The following is a 16,714-nucleotide window of genomic DNA, read 5'->3' as shown; positions in this document are numbered from 1 at the left end:
GCCATGACATCCCACTCCCTGACTTCCTCCGCCACCGCCTCCACCACCTCCTCCGCCATCGCCCGGCTGGTCAAGCCGCGCAGCGTGGCCGTGATCGGCGCATCGGCCGATCCGAACAAGACTTCCGGCCGCCCGGTGTCCTACCTCACGCGGCACGGCTTTGGCGGGGCGATCTATCCGGTCAATCCGAAGGTGACCCGGATTGGCGACCTGCGCTGCTATCCCGATATCGGCTCGCTGCCGGAGGTGCCCGATGTCGGCATCGTGCTGCTTGGCGCCGAGCGCGCCCATCTGGCGGTGCGTGAGCTGGCGCAGCGCGGCACCGGCGCGGCCATCGTGCTGGCCAGCGGCTACACCGAGACCGGCGCCGATGGCGCGCGCCGGCAGGCCGAGCTGATCGAGGCAGCCGGCAGCATGCGGCTGCTCGGGCCCAACACCATCGGGCTGGTGAACCTGACGGACAGCATTCCGCTGTCCGCCAGCGGCGCGCTGGAGATGGAGCATTTCCCGGCGGGCAGCATCGGCGTGGTGTCGCAGAGCGGCGGCATTCTCGGCGCGCTGCTTTCGCGCGCGGCGGCGCGGGGCATCGGCCTGTCCAAGCTGGTCTCCACCAGCAACGAGGCCGATCTGGACCTTGCGGATTTCATCGACTATCTGGCGGACGATGACGCCACGCGGGTGATCGCCCTGTATGTGGAAAGTGTGCGGCACCCCGAGAAGTTCCGCGCGGCGGTGCTGAAGGCGGCGGCGGCCGGCAAGCCGGTGGTGGCCTTCAAGATTGGCCGCTCCGAGGCGGGCGCGCGCGCGGCGGTGTCCCATACGGGCGCGATGGCCGGCGCGGATGCGATGTACGACGCACTGTTCCGGCAGGTGGGCGTGATCCGGGCGCAGACGTTTGCGGACCTGATCGACATCCCGGCGGCACTGGCCACGGGCCGCGTGCTGCACGGCAAGCGCGTGGCTGTGCTGACCTCGACCGGCGGCGCCGGCACGCTGGTGTCGGACAGCCTGGGCATGTCCGGCTTCGAGACCCCGCCGCCGGACGCCGCCACGGCCGGGCGCCTGCGCGCGCTGCAACAGGGTGACCATGCCGCGCTCGACCGCAACCCCATCGACGTCACGCTGGCCGGCCTGCAGCCCGACCTGCTGCGCGGGGCGATCCGCGCATTGCTGGCCAGCCCGAGCTATGACGCCGTGGCGATCATCGTCGGCTCCTCCGGGCTGGCCATGCCCGACCTGATGGCCAACGCCATCCGCGACTGCCTGCCCGAGAGCGACAAGCCGGTGCTGGCCTACGTCAGCCCCCACGCGCCGCAGGTGGCGGCGGTGCTGAACCAGCGCGGCGTGCCGGCGTTCAGCGCGCCGGAATCGTGCGCGGTGGCGCTGGGTGCGATGCTGGCGGCCGGCGCGCTGGCCAGCCTGGGCGCCAGTGAGCCAGCGGCTGTGCCCGAGGTCGATACATCGGACCTGCCGCCCGGTTCTCTCGACGAAGCGGCCGCCAAGCAGCTGTTCGCGCGCTTCGGCGTGCCGGGGGTGCGGGAGATCGTGGTCGATAACGACGCGGATGCCCGGTCCGCCGCAGAATCGCTGGGCGAGCGCGTGGTGCTCAAGATCCTGTCGTCGACCATCACCCATAAGAGCGATGTGGGCGGCGTGGCCGTCAACGTGCGGCCGCAGGACGTGCCGGCGCGGCTCGCCCGCATGCGCGAGGACGTCAGCCGCCACCTCGGCCGCACCGGTCACACCGGCCCGGCGCCCACACGCTTCGTGGTGCAGGAGATGGTGGAGGGCGGCGTGGAGCTGATCCTCGGCATGCACCGCGACGCGCTGGGCACGGCGATCCTGCTCGGCATGGGCGGGGTGACGGCGGAGCTGTTCCAGGACACCACCATGCGGCTGCTGCCGGCGCAGGGCGGCCTGCCGCGCGACGAGGCCCTGGCGATGATCCGCGCGCTGAAGACCTGGCCGCTGCTGGATGGCTATCGCGGCCGGCCCAAGGCTGACGTGGAGGCACTGGCCGATGCTATCGTTGCGTTTTCGGCGATGGCCGCCGCCATGGGGGCGCGGCTCGTCGAGGCGGAGATCAATCCGGTCTTCGTGCTGCCGGCCGGGCAGGGGGTGCGCGCGGCGGACGGCGTGGTGGTTATCGGGGAGGCAGGACCTTGAAGGAAGACGCATCGGCGACGGCATTCGTCGCACGATTGGCGGCGCAGGGCACGACCCGCGTCACGGAAGCGGCCGGGTGCCGCATGGTGTGGCGCCGCTTTGGCAGCGGGCCGGACGTGCTGCTGGTGCACGGCGGCCACGGCAGCTGGCTGCACTGGGTGCGCAATATCGAGGCGCTGTCGGCACGCCATACGGTCTGGGTGCCGGATCTGCCCGGCTACGGCGCCTCGGGCGACCCGGTGGGGACTGACCTGCCGGCGCTGGTGGAAGCCGTGGCAGCAGGCTTCGCCCAACTGCCCTGCGTGGGCGATATCGATCTGGTCGGCTTCTCGTTCGGTGGGCTGACGGCCTCGCATCTGGCCTCCCGCCTCCCCGGCGTGCGCGGACTGGCGCTGCTGGGGCCGGGTGGCCATGGCGGCACACGGCGGCAGACCATCGCGCTGGTCGACTGGCGCCGCGCCGAGGGCGCCGAGGCGCTGGCGGCGGCGATGCAGCAGAACGTCGCCGCGTTCATGATCGCGGACCCCGTGAAGGTGGATGCGCTGGCGCTGCTCGCCTATACCGAGTCCTGCCGCGACACGCGCTTCCGCAGCAAGCAGATTTCGCGGGCGGGCGGGCTGGGCGAGGCGCTGGACCGCTTCGGCGGGCCTGTGCTGGTGGCCTTTGGCGAGCACGATGTGACCGCCGATCCGCCGGCGGTGCTGGCCAGCCTGATTGACGGGCGGGACGGCCGGCGCGGCGAGATCGTGCCCGGCGCCGGCCACTGGGTCCAGTACGAGGCCGACGCCGCCATCAACGCGCTGCTGCTGGCGTGGCTGGCGCGCTGAGCGGCTGATTGATGAGCACACAACACGTGCAGGAGAACCGATCGTGGACATGCAGGATGCCCGGCGCCGGGCGCGTGGCCGCGCGGCCAGCACGCTTGCCAATCGCTCGCTCGAACGCGGCATCGAGATCCTGCGCGCGTTCCGCCCCGGCGCTGATGTGCTCGGCAATGGCGAACTGGCGGAACGTACCGGGCTGGCCCGGTCCACGGTCTCGCGCCTGACCCAGAGTCTGGTCGAGACCGGCTTCCTCCAGTACGACGCCACGCTGCGCGCCTACCGCCTCGGCGCGCCGGTGCTCAGTCTGGCGCACGCGATGCATGCGGGGTCGGTGGTGCTGCAGGTGGCCGCGCCGATGATGCGCGAACTCGCGCAGGCCGAACACATCAACGTGGGGCTGGCCATGGCCGACCGCGACGAGATGGTCTATCTGGAATCGATCCGATATAGCCGCAAGGTGTCGCTGCGCACGGTGGTGACAGGGCAGCGGGTGCCGATGGCGCTGACCTCGCTGGGCCGCGCGTGGCTGGCGGTGGCGCCGGCTGAGGAACGACAGGCGCTGATGGACACCTTCGCGCGCAGGTCCCCGTCAGGCTGGCCGGCGCTGAAGCGCGAAATTCTCGACGCCATCGCCCAGGTGGCGCGGCAGGGCTGGTGCGCGGCAAGCTGGCAGCCCGAGGTGGTGGCGCTGTCCACGCCGCTGCGGCTGGCCCATCATCCGGTTCATATATTGAATGTCAGCGTGTCCACCAAGGCGCCGGTGGCGGAAGCCATCGCGGAACTGGCACCGCACCTGATGCGGCTGGCGGAGAAGATTCGGGAGGCGTTCGAGCGCGACGATCAGGCGACGCAGCGGTTCAGCCCGAGCTGAACTTGGACCACCCCGCGCCACCCCGGCCACCCCGGCCACCATCGGCGCGCCCGGCAAGCTTCACCGGCCCGCAGCAGCCACACCCCGCGCCATGGCCCGCCAACTCCGACGGCACGGCCCCCGGCGCCCCCGCCAACGCCGGCGCGGCCACCAGCGCCCGCGCGGCAGCCTTGCCACAGTGGGGGCAGCCAACCGGCTCGTCCCGCTGCGCCATCGGCCGCATCAACGCAAAATCGCCGCAATCGTCACACCGGTAGTCATAGGTGGGCATCGCATCTCCGCTGGGTCGGGGAATAAGAAGGGTTCAGCTTACGCCAGGGCTCGTAAAACGTCGATGGCGAGGAACCCGGGCGGTCAGGGGCCCAGAAGACTTTCCCCCGCTGACCTATCCTGAAACCAGCCCGGGCTCAGCGGCTGGATGCCGGGTGGCGCATGGGTTCCTGTCCTGTTTTATGTTCGGGCATCGTCCGTCGCGTTCCAGGCCGTGCTTTCGCAGGCGTGATGCCATCATGTCCACGTACTTTCTTCCCATCCTGGTTGCCGTTGCGGCGCTGGGGCTGTCCGGGGCGGCCGGGGGCGCGCCGGCGCCTTCGCAGGCGCAGCCGTCTTCCGCGTTGTCGGTGACGTTCATCCATCCGGAGACCTATACCGATGCGTCGTGGTCTCAGTCGTATGGCAGTGACCGGCAGGTGCTCGATGAACTTCGGCGGCACTTCGCCCGGCTGGCGGCGCGGGGGTTGCCGGCGGGGTATTCGCTGACCATCGAGGTGCTGGACATCGATCTGGCCGGCTATCTCGACTGGCGCTACGCGCAGCAGGTGCGCGTGATCCGGGATGCCACGTGGCCGCGCATGACGTTGCAGTACGAGCTGCGCCACGGCGACGAGGTGGTGGCCAGCGCGCAGGAGCGCATCTCGAACATGAACTTCACATGGGGCGTGAATCTGTACGGCCCCTCGGACCGGCTGCGCTACGAGAAAGTCATGCTCGATGACTGGTTCGGGCGCCGCATCGGCAAGCTGACGGGCAAGAGCTAGGCCGTCTTGCCCTCGCCCTGGCCCTGGCCCCCGGCGGGCGGGAAATGGAGCGCCACGGTCAGGCCGCCGCCGGGCGTGTCGCCGAGTACCACGGCCGCGCCGTGGAGGCGTGCGATTTCCCGGACGATGGACAGCCCGAGCCCGCTGCCGGCGCGCGCCGCGCTGGCTTCGCCCCGATAGAAGCGCTGGAACACGGCTTCCCGGTCCTGCGGCGCGATGCCGGGGCCGTTGTCCTCTACCTGTAGCCGCGTGCCGCGCATGCGCACCGTCACCATGGAGCCAGCGCCCGCGTAGCGCACCGCGTTGTCGATCAGGTTGCCGAGCAGTTCCTGGAGGAGTTCCGGCTGGCCGTCGATCTCGTCCTGTGCGTCGCCAGCTTCGACAACGTCCGCTTCGAAACCCAGATCCACCCCGTCCCGCCGGGCCAGCGGCGCCCAGTCCAGCGCCACCGCCTGCGCCAGCGTGCCGAGCTGCAGCCGGTGGAGCGTGGGGGCGTAGCCGCTGTCCGGCTCCAGCCGGGAGAGCGACAGCAGCTGCTCCACCTCCTTCGCAGCCTGTTGGACCGAGCCGTTGAGGCGGGCCAGATGCGCCTGCGCGCCGGCGACGTCGCGTTCCCGCAGCGCCAGTTCCGATTCGGCCTGGATGATGGCCAGCGGCGTCTTGAGCTGGTGCGCGGCATCGGCAAAGAAGCGCTTGCGCCCCTCGACCATGCGCTGGAGCCGCGCCACGTACTGGTTGACGGCGTTGACCAGCGGCTGGGTCTCCACGGGCAGCGTGGCGGCGTCCAGCGGCTGGAGGTCGTCCGGGCCGCGTGCGCTCATCGCCTCCGATAGCCGGTGCAGCGGCCGCAGCCCGCGCCGCACCCCGAACCAGACGATGGCCAGCGCCAGGCTGACCAGCATCAGCTCCTGCAACAGCGACCCCATCAGGATGTGCTTGGCCAGTTGCGCGCGCGGCTCTGTGGTCTCGGCCACGAGCACCCAGACCAGTTGCGTGCGCGCCGAGCGCACGTCGTGCAGCGGCAGCGGCATGGCGGCCATGCGCACCGGCTCGCCGCGATAGGCGGCATCGTAGAACTGCGTGCGATAGAGCGCGCGCACCGGCTGGGTGGGCATCGGCAGGGCCGGATAGCCGGTGATGGTGGCGCCGGTCTCGTCGCGGATCTCGTAGTAAATGCGCGAGCCGGCCTCGGCGTCGAAGACTTCGAGGGCGAGGTAGGGCACCTCCACCTCCACGCGGCCGTCGCGCAGGCTGATGCCTTCGCGCATGGCCTTGAGCGAGGCGGCCAGCGTGCGGTCGAACGCCTCGTGGGCGGCTGCCATGGCGCGGCGGTCGGTCAGCCAGGCGTCGAGCGCCAGCAGCCCGAGCAGGGGGAGCAGCAGCCACAGCGAGAGCTGCCAGCGCAGGCTCGCTGATTTCATCGCCCGCTTCATTGCCGGCTTCATCGCCGGCTTCATTCCCGGCTTCATCGCCGGCTCATGGCTGGGCGGCCAGCGGGGTGTCTTCAGCCGCCGGGGCGCGCGCCTCCAGCAGGTAGCCCAGCCCGCGCAGCGTGACGATGCCGACGCCGCTGCCTTCCAGCTTCTTGCGCAGGCGGTAGACGTAGATCTCGATGGCGTCCGGGTTCACCGACTCCTCGATCCCGAAGATCTTCTCCGAGAGCGCGGCCTTGTTGACGGCCCGGCCGTCGCGCAATAGCAGGATCTCCAGCACCGCGCGCTCGCGCCCGGTCAGCGCCAGCAGCGTGCCGTGCAGCGTGAAGGCGCGGCTGACGGTGTCGTAGTGGAGCGGCCCGCAATGCAGCGCGGTGCGGTCGTGGCCATGGCTGCGCCGGATCAGCGCGCGGGCGCGCGCTTCCAGCTCAGTCAGGGCGAAGGGCTTGGCGAGGTAGTCGTCGGCGCCGAGGTCCAGGCCGCGCACGCGGTCTTCCACGGAACCATGCGCAGTCAGGATCAGCACCGGCACCGGGTTGCGCCGCTGGCGCAGGCGCCGCAGCACTTCCAGGCCGTCCAGGCGGGGCAGGCCGATATCGAGGATGGCCAGCGCGTAGTCCTGCGTGGAGAGCAGGTTGTCGGCGCTGGCGCCGTCGTGCATGCAATCGACCGTGAAGCCGCTCTGGCCGAGGGATTCCACGAGGGAGGCGGCCAGTTTCAGGTTGTCTTCGGCAAGCAGGATACGCATGGCAGGGTCACGACAGGAACAGCGGGGGAGCGACGGGAACGGCAACAGCGCGTGAGTGATACCGGGAAGCGGCGGGTCGGGCTAGCTAGGGAAAGCCCCAATCCGCGCCCCCGCAACGGTCCGAATTTGAAGGATTTTCGAAAGCGATCTGAAAGTGTGCCTCCCATACCATTCGCGCCGTTCACTCACAAAAAAGACACAGGAGACAGGCATGAAACGGAAGGCATGGTTCGTTGCCGGAATGGCTTGCGTCGCCACGAGCGGTGCGGGGGCACAGTCCAGCGTCACGCTGTACGGCATCGTGGATTCGGGCGTGGAGTACCTCAACCACGCGGGGCCGGGCGGTGGTTCGGCGGTCAAGGTGATCTCGGGCGGCAAAAATACCTCGCGCTGGGGCCTGCGCGGCACCGAGGACCTGGGCGGCGGCCTGAAGGCCGTGTTCCAGCTGGAGAGCGGCATCGCCCTCGACACCGGCAAGCTGGACACCGACAACACGCTGTTCGACCGCCGCGCCACCGTGGGCCTGCAGAACAAGTGGGGCCGCCTGCTGCTGGGCCGCGACTTCACCACGACCTACGATTTCATGCTGCCGTTCGACCCGATGGGCTACGCGCCGAACTACTCGTGGGCCACCTCGTCCACGGCGTCGGGCGGGCGCAAGGACGGCATGTTCTCGCGCGCCACCAATGTGGTCCGCTATGACGGCAAGTTCGGCGGCGTGAAGCTGGGCGCCACCGTTGCGCTGGGCGAGGTGCCGGGCGAGTTCAAGTCTTCGTCGAAATATGACGTCGGCGTCGGGTATTCGTCGGGCGGCTTCGCCACGGCCGTGACCTGGGATCGCCAGAACGGCGCGGGCGGCAGCACCACGCCGGCCGATACGATGGACTACATCCAGGGCGTCCACGCGGGCGCCAGCTATGACTTCGGCTCGCTTGCGCTGTACGGCGGCTACCGCAACTACAAGCGCACCTTCACGAACGGCGCGGCGTCGCAGCTGAGCGACATGTACTGGCTGGGCGCGGCGTACGACTTCACGCCGGCCTTCACGCTCTACGGCGCGGTGTACAAGCAGAACATCAAGGGGGCGACGGACGGCGATCCGATCCTGTTCTCGCTGCGCGCTCAATACAATCTTTCCAAACGCACCATGGCCTACCTGTCCGCAGGCTATGCCAAGGCGCGCAACGGTCAGACCGTGAGTCTCTCGCGCGACCTGGTGGGCTCTGCCAACAACCAGGTCGGCGTCACGGCGGGTCTCCAGCACCGCTTCTGATTCTTCACGGTTGGACTGTTGTTCCGGACCATCGTGGTGGGTGGTCTTCCGGCGGCGCGAGGGGCTCGCACCGCCGGTTTTTGCTTTTGTAGCCGACGCTATCTAGTCGCGCCGGTCACGCGCCAGATCACGTTGCCGACGTCATCGGCCACCAACAACCCGCCGCGCTTGTCCACGGCCACGCCTACCGGGCGGCCCTGGGCGTCGCCATCGGCGGTCAGGAAGCCGGTCAGCACGTCGAACGGCGCGCCGTTGGGCTTGCCCTGCTCGAATGGGACGAAGATTACCTTGTAGCCGGCGCGCGGCTTGCGGTTCCAGGAGCCATGCTGGCCGACGAACATCCCGTGCTGGAAACGCGCCGGCAGGCTGTTGCCGGCGGCGCTGGCCAGCCCCAGCGAGGCCGTGTGCGTGCCCACCGCGTAGTCGGGCACGATGGCCTTCGCCACCAGATCGGGCGCGGGTGGCTTCACGCGCACATCCACATGCTGGCCGTAGTAGCTGTATGGCCAGCCATAGAAGGCGCCATCGCGCACGGAGGTGATGTAGTCCGGCACCAGGTCGCTGCCGATTTCATCGCGCTCGTTCACGGCGGTCCACAGCATGCCGCTGGTCGGCTCCCAGGCCATGCCGTTCGGGTTGCGCAGGCCGCTGGCGAACACGCGATGCTGGCCGGTCTGGCGATCCACCTCCCAGATGGCGGCGCGGCCCGCTTCCTTGTCGATGCCGTTCTCGGCCACGTTGCTGTTCGAGCCGACCGTGACGTAGAGCTTGTTGCCGTCCGGGCTGGCGATGATGTTCTTGGTCCAGTGGTGGTTCAGCGGCCCGCCTGGTAAATCGACGAGTTTCTGGCCCGGCGCAGTGATTGCCGGCTGCCCCGGCGCGTAGGGATAGCGCACCACGGCGTCGGTATTGGCCACGTAGAAGTCATTGCCGACCAGCACCATGCCGAACGGCGAGTTCAGATCCTTGAGGAAGACCGAGCGCTCGTCGGCCACGCCGTCGCCGTTGGTGTCGCGCAGCAGCGTGATGCGGTTGGCGCTCGGCACGCCGGCCCCCGCGCGCTTCATTACCTGCTTCATGACCCAGCCGCGGATGCCCTTGCCGTCGTCCGGCTTGGGGGGCGCGTTCGATTCGGCCACGAGGACATCGCCATTGGGCAGCACGTAGACCCAGCGCGGATGGTCGAGCTTGTCGGCGAAGGCGGTTACCGTCATGCCGTCCGCCGCCACCGGCTTCTTGCCGTCCTCCCAGCCCTTGGCCGGCGCGATATGCACGGTCGGGATCAGCGTCTTGTTCGGCTCGGGCAACTGCGGCGACGGGCCGATGCCGGCCGATTCCGGCAGCTTGGCGGACTCGCCGCAACCGGTGGCGAGCAGCGCGGCGGCGGTCAGGCAGAGAGCCAGGGGGAGAGGAAGACGGCGGAAGCTCGGCATGTCAGGCTCCTTGCGCGCGGGGCGCCTTGTTTGGAGCATAGGAAATCACTTGGCCGGCGTCTGTCGGCCAGTGTCCGACTTTGTGCTGCCGCCCCCATTTCAGGCGAGCAGGCCGTGCCGCTTGTGCCAGTCGTGCAGCGATTCCTCCGGCCAGGTCTCGCAATGCCGATGGCCTTTGCCGCGGGGCACATCCACCCATGGCGCGACGTTCTCCAGCGAAGCCTCGACCACCTCGGGCGGGCGGGGCAGGGGCGTGTCGATGGCGCTTGCGTTGGGGTAGACCATGTCGGGCCAGCGTGGGTCCCAGAGCCACAGCGGGCTGCCGCACGCGGCGCAGAAATGGCGGAACGCCTTCGAGCGCTTCGGGCGCTGGCCGGGCTCGCGCATCACGGCGTGATAGCGCGAGACGTGTTTCTTGCCGCGAACGCGCAGCGAGTGGGCATCCCCGCCGAGGTTGATGCCATAGCCCCCGCCGCCGCCGGTCTTGCGGCAGATCGAGCAATGGCAATGCATGTAGGGGCAGGGCGAGTCGGACTCCAGACTGAACTGCACGGCGCCGCATTGGCACGAGCCTTCGAGATGCATGATCCCTCCTGGTTGGCGCGGTCGATGCCTCCCAGTGTGGGCGACGGAGCCGGTCGCTTCAAGCACGCCAAATCTGCAGAATCCGCGAAAAGTGTGGCGTTGTCGGAGAGTGTCTGTCAGCGCGGATGCGTTTTTGTAAGGAGATGTTGGAATGCGGCACGCGGGGCACGAGTCGGCTTCTAAACTTCGGTGCGCGGCGCAGGAAGGCAAGACATCCTGCGCACGGCATTGCGTGGTGCCCTCGCTGCCAGAGCTTGTAGCTTGTACGTGGGCACCGTCCGAGATAACAACATCTTGAGAGGTCTCATATGTCCACGAACAAGTCCACGAACCGAATCATTCGTACTGCCTCGCTGATCGGTGCCCTGACCGCCGGGCTGTTGTCCGCCACCGCATTCGCCCAGACCACCGCCGCCCCGGCACCTGCTGGCGGCAACGCCGCCGTGCCGCCGGGCATGACCCAGATTCAACCGCCGAAGGACCCGCTGGTGGAGCGCCGTGAAGCCCGCAAGGCGGCGAGCGACCAGTACAAGGCCGAAAAGTCGGCCGCGAAGGGCGAATACAAGCAGGATGTGAGCGCCGCCAAGCAGGAGCGCAAGGACGCCAACAAGGCGGCCAATGAAACCGCCAAGCAGGAACTGCAGGCGCCGAAGCAGTAAGCGAATCCCACCCGGATGCCCGGGGGCGGGGCTCAGACCAGCCGCGCTCCCGGCCACGCCCCGGACATCACGATATTCCGCACGGACTGCCGCACGGTCTGCATGATGTCCCACAACTCGGGCACCACGGTGCGATTGCGCGCCGTGGCCAGCACCACCTGGCGCGTCACCACCGGCTCCACCAGCCGGGCCGAGTGCAGCCGACCCTGTGCCACGCGGTCCGCCACGGCGGCGAACGGCAGCAGCGTGGCGCCGCAACCATCCTCCACCAGCCGCATCGACACCGTATTCGAGGCATCGCACTCCAGCGCCATGTTCAGCGTGGTGCCGGCGCGCGCGGCCAGCGATTCGGCCAGCACGCGCAGGCCGTGGCCGGTGCTCGGCAGGATCAGCGGCACCTCGCCCAGCCGCCGCACCGGGAAGGTCAGGCCAAGGTGGCTCCACGAGGTGGGCGTCACCAGCGTCAGGTCTTCTTCCAGCAGCACATCCACCTTCAGCGCGCCTTGCTGCTCGGGCAGGTAGAGCAGGGCGACGTCGATCTCGCCGGCAGCCAGCCAGGCGAGGATCGGGCTGGCCAGCCCCTCGGCAAAGCGCAGCCTGGTCGCCGGAAAGCGCTGCTTGAGCGCCGTGCCGATGGACGCGAAGGCGGTATTGGCGATAGTCGGCTGCGCGGCGATAACCAATTGGGACGGCCCCTGCGCCGTGGACTTGCGCACGGCGGCACGGGCCTCGCTGAGCGTGACCGCCACCTGGCGCGCGTAGCCGAGCAGCGTGGAGCCGGACTCGGTCAGCACCACGCCCCGGCCGCTGCGGTGGAACAGGCGCGTGTCCAGCGCCGCCTCCAGCCGGGCGATCTGGCGGCTGACCGTGGACTGGTCCGCGCCAAGCTCCAGCGCCGCGCGGGAGATGCTCTGCGTGTTGGCCACGCAGACAAAGCACGCAAGGTCGTCGGAGTTCAGCGCCGACATCAGCCCGCCGTCTTGGGCTTGTCGCCGATGGCGAACGACGCCATATGCTCGATTGCCTTGACCAGCCCGGAATGGTCCCAGCCGGCGCCGCCCTGCGCCACGCAGACGTTGAACAGCTGCTGGCAGGACGCCGTGTTCGGCAGCCCCAGCCCCAGCGCCTTGGCCGTGGACAGCGCCAGGTTCAGGTCCTTCTGGTGCAGTTCGATGCGGAAGCCAGGGTCGAACGTGCGCTTGATCATCCGCTCGCCATGCACTTCCAGAATGCGGGAGCTGGCAAAGCCGCCCATCAGCGCCTGACGCACGCGCGCCGGGTCCGCGCCGGCCTTGGCGGCCAGCACCAGCGCCTCGCCCACGGCCTCGATGGTCAGCGCCACGATCACCTGGTTCGCCACCTTGGCCACCTGGCCGTCGCCGACATTGCCGACCAGCGTGATGTTCTTGCCCATCAGCTGGAGCAGCGGCAGCACGCGGTCGAACACGTCCTGCTTGCCGCCGGCCATGATCGACAGCGTGGCGGCCTTGGCCCCCACCTCGCCGCCGGACACCGGCGCATCCACATACTCGCAACCCAGCTTCTCGATGCGCGCGGCGAACTCGCGTGTCTCGATTGGCGAGATGGAACTCATGTCCACCACCGTCTTGCCCGGGCTCAGTCCATCGGCCACACCTTGCTCGCCGAACAGCACGCGCGCCACGTCCGGCGTATCCGGCAGCATCAGGAAGATGACGTCGGCCTGGCGCGCCACCTCGGTGGCATTGGCGCAGGCCTGCATGCCGGCATCCTGGAGCGCCTGCGGCACGCCGCTGCGCGTGTGGGCGTAGACCGTGTGGCCGCCCGCCTGAAGGTGCTGCGCCATCGGCGCGCCCATCACGCCGAGTCCGATGAATCCGATCTTGCTCATATCCGTATTCCTATATAGATAGCGTCATTGCGCAAAGCGCTCGCGCAGCGCGCGGGAGGCATCGCGCAGCAGCGTGTGGTCCAGCCCCACGGCGACGAAGTGCGCGCCCATGTCGATGTAGCGGCGGGCGTCGGCCTCCACGGGGGTGAGCGTGCCGATGGCCTTGCCGGCGCGGTTGGCGGCGTCGTAGATCTGCGCCACGGCGGCCTGCACCTCCGGGTGGTTGGGGTTGCCAAGGTGGCCGTAGGCGGCGGCCAGGTCGTTCGGGCCGATGAAGATGCCGTCCACGCCGGGTTCGGCGCAGATCTCGTCGGCAGCTTCCACGCCCTTGCGGCTCTCGATCTGCACCAGCACGCAGATGTTCTCGTTGATGGTCTGGAAGAAGTCCGGCAGCGTGCCGTAGCGGTTCTGGCGCTGCACGCCGGACACCCCGCGCACGCCGTCCGGCGGGTAGCGCGTGGCCCGCACCGCGCGGCGCGCTTCCTCGGCCGACTCCACGAACGGGATCAGGAAGTTATAGAAGCCGATATCCAGCAGGCGCTTGAGCAGGACGGGGTCGTTCCAGGGCGGGCGGACCACGGGCGCGCTGGTGCTGTCCTTGAGCGCCATCAACTGCGGCACGAAGGTCAGCACGTCGTTGGGCGCGTGCTCGCCATCGAGCAGCATCCAGTCGAAGCCGGCCAGGCCGATGATCTCGGTGGTAACCGGCTGGCCGAGCGAGGTCCAGCAGCCAATCAGGCGCTTGCGCGCGAGGATGTCGGCGCGGAACTGGTTGGGCAGCGGGGAAAGCTGGGGCAGGTGAGGAGTCGTCATGAGAATTCCTTGAGCCTTGGGTTCAGTCCGCCGCCAGGGCGGAGAGCGGGCCGGGGGACTGGCCGCGCGCCTGAAGCACGCGCGCCGCGGCGTCGTCGAGCTGGGCCAGCGTGCCGGCATCCACGGGGATAAAGTCGGCACGCGCCTTGCGCCATGCGCGTTCGGGGTCGCCGGGGAGGCGGATGGCATCGTTGCCCGGTTGCAGCCGGGACGCCTTCATCCATTCGACAAAGGCTTCCACCTCATGGCCGAAGGTGGTGCTGCTGCCGAGGCGGGCGGGGTCGAAGATGATCGCCAGCATGTTGTTCCAGACCGCATGCTCGTGCGTGAGCGTTTCCGGGCGGATGGTGTGGCCGCCAGTGACGGCGGCGCCGAGCAGCTCGCACATCACGGCCAGCACGTAGCCCTTGTGCTCGCCGAACGTGCGCAGCGCACCCTGCGGCGTGCCGGGCGCCGGGAACATGACCGAGGGGTCGTCGGTGGGGTGCCCGGCCGGGTCCATCAGGCTGCCAGCCGGCACCGGCACCCCCTTGTTATTGGCCACGCGCACCTTGCCCAGCGCGATGGCGCTGGTGGCAAAGTCCAGCACCAGCGGCGGGGCGCCCGCCACCGGCACGCCAATCGTGAACGGATTGGTGCCAAAGCGCGCGTCGTAGCCGCCATGCGGCGCCACGATCGGCTTGGACAGCACGTTCACGAAGTGGATCGAGATCATGCCGGCCGCGGTGGCCTGCTCGGCCCAGTGGCCCACGCGCCCCAGATGGTGCGAGCGCCGCAGCCCCATCACGCACACGCCATGCTCCTGCGCGCGGGCGATGCCCATGCGCATGGCCTCCTCGGTGACCGCCTGGCCCATGCCCCGGTTGCCGTCCAGGCTCAGGATGCCGCCGGACTCATGCACCACGCTGACCTGCTGGTTGAGCTGCAACTGCTCGCCCAGCCAGGACAGCACGTACTTCGGGATCATGCCCACGCCATGCGAGTCATGGCCCGAGAGATTGGCGCCGACGAGGTGGTCGGCGGTCAGTTGCGCCTCACGCGCATCGGACCCCGCCGCCAGCCACAGGTCCACGACCCAGCGATGCAGGCCGGCGGTCGGAATACGGTGTTCTGCCATGCGTTACTCCAGGTGAATATTGGCGACCTTGATCAGGTTGGCCCACTTGGCCACCTCGCTCTTCTGGAACTTGCCGAGTTCGGCCGGACCGGCGCCAGACGGCTCCACGCCCATGCCCGCCAGCTTCGCCTTGATGTCCGGCTGGTGGATGATCTTGCCGATCTCGGTGGCCAGCTTGTTGACGATGGGCATCGGCGTGCCGGCCGGCGCGAAGATCGCCTGCCACGAGACGATTTCATAGCCCGGCAGGCCCGATTCCGCCATGGTCGGCACATCGGGCAGCTCGGCGGCGCGCTTGGCACCGGTGGTGGCCAGCGCGCGGAACTTGCCGGATTGCACCATCGGCATGGCCGCCACGCTGTTCTCGAAGACGATGTCCACCTGGTTGCCGAGCAGTGCCTGCACCGCCTGGCTGCTGCCCTTATAAGGCACGTGGGTCATCTTCAGGCCGGCCATGTTGGCGAACAGTTCGGCAGCCAGGTGCTGGGAGGTGCCATTGCCGGACGAGCCGAAGTTGATCGACCCCGGCTTGGCCTTGGCCGCCGCCAGCACGTCCTGCACCGACTTGTACGGGCTGTTCACGTTCACCACCAGCACATTGGGCAGCGTGCCGATCAGCGCCACCGGCTGGAAGTTCTTGACCGGGTCGTACGGCATCTTGGGGTACAGGCTCACGTTGATGGCGTGCGAGCTGATGGTGCCGCCGAGCAGCGTGTAGCCGTCCGGCGCGGCCTTGGACACGTAGTCCGAGCCGATATTGCCGCCGGCGCCGGCGCGGTTCTCCACCACCACCGACTGGCCAAGCGCCTGGGACAGCCTCTGGCCGATCAGCCGGCCCAGCAGGTCCGTGGTGCCGCCCGCCGCGAACGGCACGACGTAGTTGATCGGCTTGCTGGGGTATTGGTCGGCGGATTGGGCTTGCGCCAGCGGGGCCGCCGCCATGCATCCAAGGCAAAGCACGGCGAGCGCCGGCCGCATCAGTCGATGAGGAAAGGGCATTGCATGGTCTCCTGTTGCGCGAACGTTGTTATGGGACGGCCGGGATGGCTGTCGGGGTGTCGCGGGCGGGCGCGCCGTCATGGCAGCATCGCCTCGGTAGCCAATCTACACGGGCGCGAGGCGCGCTGCCTTGCATAAAACGCATAACAGAAATGCACGATAGACCCCCCGGCGGCGCCCGTCAAACGGAAAAATCGCTGTCATCGCCGCCTGCTTCGGGTCTGGCGCCTGCTTGGCTCCACCTTGGCGCCGCCTCCGATCCTGTCCATACTTTTCGTCATGACCGCTCAAACCCCATCCTCCCAGGCCCGCACCGGCGGCCGTGTCCTCGTGGACCAACTGCGCCTGCATGGCACGGAGCGCATCTTCTGCGTGCCCGGCGAGAGCTTCCTGGACGTGCTGGACGCCTTGCATGACCAGCCGGCCATCGACCTCGTCGTCACCAAGCACGAAGGCGCCGCCGCCAACATGGCCGAGGCCGACGGCAAGCTGACCGGCCGCCCCGGCATCTGCTTCGTCACCCGGGGGCCGGGCGCCACCCACGCCAGCATCGGCGTGCATATCGCCCAGCAGGACTCCACGCCGATGATCCTGTTCGTGGGGCAGATCTCCCGCGCCCACAAGGGCCGGGAGGCGTTCCAGGAGGTGGATTACGCGGCAGTGTTCGGCACGATGGCCAAGTGGGCGGCCGAGATCGACGATCCGGCGCGGATTCCCGAGATGGTGGCGCGCGCCTTCCAGGTGGCCACGTCCGGCCGGCCCGGCCCGGTGGTGCTGGCGCTGCCCGAAGACGTGCTCGATGATCTGGTGGACTGCGCGGACGCCGCGCCGTACCGCACCGTGGCGGCCGCCCCGCGCGCCGAGGATGCCCGGGCGCTGGCCGACG

At 69.1% G+C, this 16,714-nt stretch carries 17 protein-coding genes; 7 read left to right on the top strand and 10 right to left on the bottom strand.

Annotated features, from left to right (window positions below):
- Positions 1-3: 3 nt before the first annotated feature.
- Genes KHO18_RS09320 through KHO18_RS09310 form a run of 3 tightly spaced genes read left to right on the top strand, consistent with a single transcriptional unit; the run spans position 4 to position 3,861 of the window.
- The gene (locus KHO18_RS09320) at positions 4-2,166 is read left to right on the top strand and encodes an acetate--CoA ligase family protein (protein WP_144195189.1); all 2,163 of its coding nucleotides are present in this window, start codon (positions 4-6) and stop codon (positions 2,164-2,166) included.
- Positions 2,163-2,993, top strand: a complete 831-nt coding sequence (locus KHO18_RS09315; RefSeq protein WP_244844654.1) for an alpha/beta fold hydrolase — start codon at positions 2,163-2,165, stop codon at positions 2,991-2,993. The genes KHO18_RS09320 and KHO18_RS09315 overlap by 4 nt, the downstream gene beginning before the upstream one ends.
- Before the next feature lie 43 nt (positions 2,994-3,036).
- Positions 3,037-3,861, top strand: a complete 825-nt coding sequence (locus KHO18_RS09310) for an IclR family transcriptional regulator (RefSeq protein ID WP_244844653.1) — start codon at positions 3,037-3,039, stop codon at positions 3,859-3,861.
- Here KHO18_RS09310 and KHO18_RS09305 read toward each other — a convergent pair.
- The gene (locus KHO18_RS09305; protein WP_144195194.1) at positions 3,848-4,132 is read right to left on the bottom strand and encodes an FmdB family zinc ribbon protein; all 285 of its coding nucleotides are present in this window, start codon (positions 4,130-4,132) and stop codon (positions 3,848-3,850) included. The two genes, KHO18_RS09310 and KHO18_RS09305, sit on opposite strands and share 14 nt — an antisense overlap.
- A gap of 238 nt (positions 4,133-4,370) precedes the next feature.
- On the opposite strand from KHO18_RS09305, the gene KHO18_RS09300 reads away from it, so the two are divergent.
- Positions 4,371-4,898: a DUF3016 domain-containing protein gene (locus KHO18_RS09300; RefSeq protein ID WP_186296727.1), complete on the top strand. Its 528-nt coding sequence runs from the start codon at positions 4,371-4,373 to the stop codon at positions 4,896-4,898.
- Here KHO18_RS09300 and KHO18_RS09295 read toward each other — a convergent pair.
- Together KHO18_RS09295 and KHO18_RS09290 are read right to left on the bottom strand one after the other, a co-directional pair.
- The gene (locus KHO18_RS09295) at positions 4,895-6,319 is read right to left on the bottom strand and encodes a sensor histidine kinase (RefSeq protein ID WP_211943083.1); all 1,425 of its coding nucleotides are present in this window, start codon (positions 6,317-6,319) and stop codon (positions 4,895-4,897) included. The two genes, KHO18_RS09300 and KHO18_RS09295, sit on opposite strands and share 4 nt — an antisense overlap.
- A gap of 55 nt (positions 6,320-6,374) precedes the next feature.
- Positions 6,375-7,079, bottom strand: coding sequence for a response regulator (locus KHO18_RS09290; RefSeq protein ID WP_144195200.1), 705 nt, complete (start codon positions 7,077-7,079; stop codon positions 6,375-6,377).
- A 211-nt stretch (positions 7,080-7,290) separates the two neighbouring features.
- Here KHO18_RS09290 and KHO18_RS09285 point away from each other — a divergent pair, with 211 nt between their 5' ends.
- Positions 7,291-8,352, top strand: coding sequence for a porin (locus tag KHO18_RS09285; protein WP_211943054.1), 1,062 nt, complete (start codon positions 7,291-7,293; stop codon positions 8,350-8,352).
- 98 nt (positions 8,353-8,450) lie between these two features.
- Here KHO18_RS09285 and KHO18_RS09280 read toward each other — a convergent pair whose 3' ends face one another.
- Entirely contained in the window at positions 8,451-9,785 is a 1,335-nt protein-coding gene (locus KHO18_RS09280) for a PQQ-dependent sugar dehydrogenase (protein ID WP_144195202.1), read from the bottom strand.
- A 99-nt stretch (positions 9,786-9,884) separates the two neighbouring features.
- Positions 9,885-10,370: a GFA family protein gene (locus KHO18_RS09275; protein WP_144195203.1), complete on the bottom strand. Its 486-nt coding sequence runs from the start codon at positions 10,368-10,370 to the stop codon at positions 9,885-9,887.
- A gap of 308 nt (positions 10,371-10,678) precedes the next feature.
- On the opposite strand from KHO18_RS09275, the gene KHO18_RS09270 reads away from it, so the two are divergent.
- Positions 10,679-11,029, top strand: coding sequence for a hypothetical protein (locus KHO18_RS09270; protein ID WP_144195204.1), 351 nt, complete (start codon positions 10,679-10,681; stop codon positions 11,027-11,029).
- Between the two features lie 32 nt (positions 11,030-11,061).
- Here KHO18_RS09270 and KHO18_RS09265 read toward each other — a convergent pair whose 3' ends face one another.
- Genes KHO18_RS09265 through KHO18_RS09245 form a run of 5 tightly spaced genes read right to left on the bottom strand, consistent with a single transcriptional unit; the run spans position 11,062 to position 15,828 of the window.
- Positions 11,062-11,997 (bottom strand): LysR family transcriptional regulator, encoded by a 936-nt coding sequence (locus tag KHO18_RS09265; protein WP_144195205.1) that lies wholly within the window; start codon positions 11,995-11,997, stop codon positions 11,062-11,064.
- Positions 11,997-12,899 (bottom strand): 2-hydroxy-3-oxopropionate reductase, encoded by a 903-nt coding sequence (locus tag KHO18_RS09260; protein ID WP_144195206.1) that lies wholly within the window; start codon positions 12,897-12,899, stop codon positions 11,997-11,999. The genes KHO18_RS09265 and KHO18_RS09260 overlap by 1 nt, the downstream gene beginning before the upstream one ends.
- 24 nt (positions 12,900-12,923) lie before the next feature.
- On the bottom strand, positions 12,924-13,712 hold the full coding sequence (garL, locus tag KHO18_RS09255) for a 2-dehydro-3-deoxyglucarate aldolase (protein ID WP_144195207.1): 789 nt from the start codon (positions 13,710-13,712) through the stop codon (positions 12,924-12,926).
- A gap of 22 nt (positions 13,713-13,734) precedes the next feature.
- A complete protein-coding gene (locus KHO18_RS09250) occupies positions 13,735-14,829 on the bottom strand; it encodes a malate/lactate/ureidoglycolate dehydrogenase (RefSeq protein WP_144195208.1) in 1,095 nt (364 codons plus the stop codon).
- A 3-nt stretch (positions 14,830-14,832) separates the two neighbouring features.
- The gene (locus KHO18_RS09245) at positions 14,833-15,828 is read right to left on the bottom strand and encodes a Bug family tripartite tricarboxylate transporter substrate binding protein (RefSeq protein WP_144195209.1); all 996 of its coding nucleotides are present in this window, start codon (positions 15,826-15,828) and stop codon (positions 14,833-14,835) included.
- A gap of 279 nt (positions 15,829-16,107) precedes the next feature.
- Here KHO18_RS09245 and KHO18_RS09240 point away from each other — a divergent pair.
- A partial coding sequence (locus KHO18_RS09240) for a thiamine pyrophosphate-binding protein (RefSeq protein ID WP_244844652.1) occupies positions 16,108-16,714 on the top strand: 607 nt, incomplete at its 3' end.

The organism is Cupriavidus campinensis (assembly GCF_905397395.1).
Lineage (GTDB): Bacteria > Pseudomonadota > Gammaproteobacteria > Burkholderiales > Burkholderiaceae > Cupriavidus > Cupriavidus campinensis.
This window is presented reverse-complemented; position numbering and strand designations above follow the sequence as displayed.

Excerpts from the sequence above, each read along its gene's own strand:
- KHO18_RS09320 (WP_144195189.1), top strand. The coding sequence starts at position 4 with ATGACATCCCACTCCCTGACTTCCTCCGCCACCGCCTCCACCACCTCC.
- KHO18_RS09305 (WP_144195194.1), bottom strand. The coding sequence starts at position 4,132 with ATGCCCACCTATGACTACCGGTGTGACGATTGCGGCGATTTTGCGTTG.
- KHO18_RS09300 (WP_186296727.1), top strand. The coding sequence starts at position 4,371 with ATGTCCACGTACTTTCTTCCCATCCTGGTTGCCGTTGCGGCGCTGGGG.
- KHO18_RS09295 (WP_211943083.1), bottom strand. The coding sequence starts at position 6,319 with ATGAAATCAGCGAGCCTGCGCTGGCAGCTCTCGCTGTGGCTGCTGCTC.
- KHO18_RS09290 (WP_144195200.1), bottom strand. The coding sequence starts at position 7,079 with ATGCGTATCCTGCTTGCCGAAGACAACCTGAAACTGGCCGCCTCCCTC.
- KHO18_RS09285 (WP_211943054.1), top strand. The coding sequence starts at position 7,291 with ATGAAACGGAAGGCATGGTTCGTTGCCGGAATGGCTTGCGTCGCCACG.
- KHO18_RS09280 (WP_144195202.1), bottom strand. The coding sequence starts at position 9,785 with ATGCCGAGCTTCCGCCGTCTTCCTCTCCCCCTGGCTCTCTGCCTGACC.
- KHO18_RS09275 (WP_144195203.1), bottom strand. The coding sequence starts at position 10,370 with ATGCATCTCGAAGGCTCGTGCCAATGCGGCGCCGTGCAGTTCAGTCTG.
- KHO18_RS09270 (WP_144195204.1), top strand. The coding sequence starts at position 10,679 with ATGTCCACGAACAAGTCCACGAACCGAATCATTCGTACTGCCTCGCTG.
- KHO18_RS09265 (WP_144195205.1), bottom strand. The coding sequence starts at position 11,997 with ATGTCGGCGCTGAACTCCGACGACCTTGCGTGCTTTGTCTGCGTGGCC.
- KHO18_RS09260 (WP_144195206.1), bottom strand. The coding sequence starts at position 12,899 with ATGAGCAAGATCGGATTCATCGGACTCGGCGTGATGGGCGCGCCGATG.
- garL (WP_144195207.1), bottom strand. The coding sequence starts at position 13,712 with ATGACGACTCCTCACCTGCCCCAGCTTTCCCCGCTGCCCAACCAGTTC.
- KHO18_RS09250 (WP_144195208.1), bottom strand. The coding sequence starts at position 14,829 with ATGGCAGAACACCGTATTCCGACCGCCGGCCTGCATCGCTGGGTCGTG.
- KHO18_RS09245 (WP_144195209.1), bottom strand. The coding sequence starts at position 15,828 with ATGCCCTTTCCTCATCGACTGATGCGGCCGGCGCTCGCCGTGCTTTGC.